This window comes from Polaribacter sp. BAL334 (genome assembly GCF_015767435.1).
Classification (GTDB): domain Bacteria; phylum Bacteroidota; class Bacteroidia; order Flavobacteriales; family Flavobacteriaceae; genus Polaribacter.
The window spans coordinates 1-1,328 of record NZ_JADWOV010000178.1; the positions used below are offsets into that span (position 1 = coordinate 1).

The 1,328-nt window shown below is 37.7% G+C and carries 1 protein-coding gene and 1 pseudogene; both read right to left on the reverse strand.

Annotated elements, in window-relative coordinates:
- Positions 1 to 958, reverse strand: a pseudogene (locus tag IU405_RS00935) (DNA methyltransferase); the annotation flags it as partial.
- Positions 959 to 1,093: 135 nt separating this feature from the next.
- Positions 1,094 to 1,328 (reverse strand): hypothetical protein (locus tag IU405_RS15580; protein WP_231749434.1); only part of this gene is annotated, 235 nt, incomplete at its 5' end.

Below are 1,328 nucleotides of genomic sequence, written 5' to 3' on the forward strand. Positions count from 1 at the left end.
GTTTTGGGTCGTATTCACTGAGGAAAGTTTCATAAAAATGGATGATGGGGTCTTCCATTTTGGTCGCTTTTCCGTAGTTTTTCAATATTTCTTCCACGTTGGTTGCCAAGAAAATTTCCACCAAGCTATCTACAATCCATTTGATACGGTCGTCAATATCAGGACCAGCAATATAGCCAAACAACTTTCGCAAAAAAGGGTTTGATTTTGGAATCAATTCAGCAGCTTCTTGTCTGCTAAACGTTGGTAAAGTTGGGTCGTGCAAGCGAGCAGCAAACATTCCGTATGCAATGGTTTGTGCATACACATCTGCAAAACCTTGTGGAGTAATATCGTGAATCAATATTTCTTTAAAAGCCAGCATTTGTTCTTTCAATGTACTGTTTTCTTGGTTGGCTTCGTCGCTTGTCAATGCTTTACCTATCACATCCGATAGCAAGCGTGCTTTGCCCGCCATCATTTCGGCTAGTTTTTTACTGCTTTTGATGGTTTGCCCCACATGAGAACAAAAGTCTTTGATAAGATTTTCAAAAGCAGCAAAGTTTTCAGGAAGCGCTACAATCTCCCCTCCTTTGGAGGGGTTGGGGGAGGATCCTATGGAAATTTTTGTAATAAAAACGCCTTCGTGATACAAATGAAAGCTCACATAATCTGTAAAAATAAGGTTGTTCAGCGATGCTTTGTAGCGGTCAAATTGTTCTTTATTGCCTGTTTTCTTAATTCCGTCAAGGTCTTTATCGCCAATATCTTTGGCTTCAATAAACCCTACAGGTATGTCCTTATTCGTTAAAATATAGTCAGGCGCACCACAAGATTGTCTTTTGGGTTCGTTGGTGGCTCTGATAGTAGGCACTAAACTCTCTAACAAATGTTGCAAATCCCCACGAAAGGTATGTTCTGTGGCGTTACCCAATCTGTACCTTTTGTCTATATTTTCTATGTATTGTTGTATGGTCATTTTGTTTTTTGGGTTCTTTTTAGCTTTTTTTATTGGAATGGTTTAGAAGCACAAAGCTTCATTTAACTTCTGAACAGTTAATTTCTTGAAGGTGCTGTTATGTGTTCGTGCTTTTTTATTTTTTCCTGTTTCCACCTATTTAGTTAATTGCTCAAACCAAAAAACGTTACTATTTCCTTTTACTGCTTCTTTATCAACTTCGTCTAAGCTAATTAAAAAGTTTTTGTATGCTGCCATGTACGAAGCTGTTGATTTGCCCGGACAATATGAGTTGAAAACACTATAACTATAAGGTTTCGCCATAGTTGTTAGTGTGTTTACACAAGGAAAAACTTTATTCCAATTGCCCATAACTTGAAATCTAACTTCA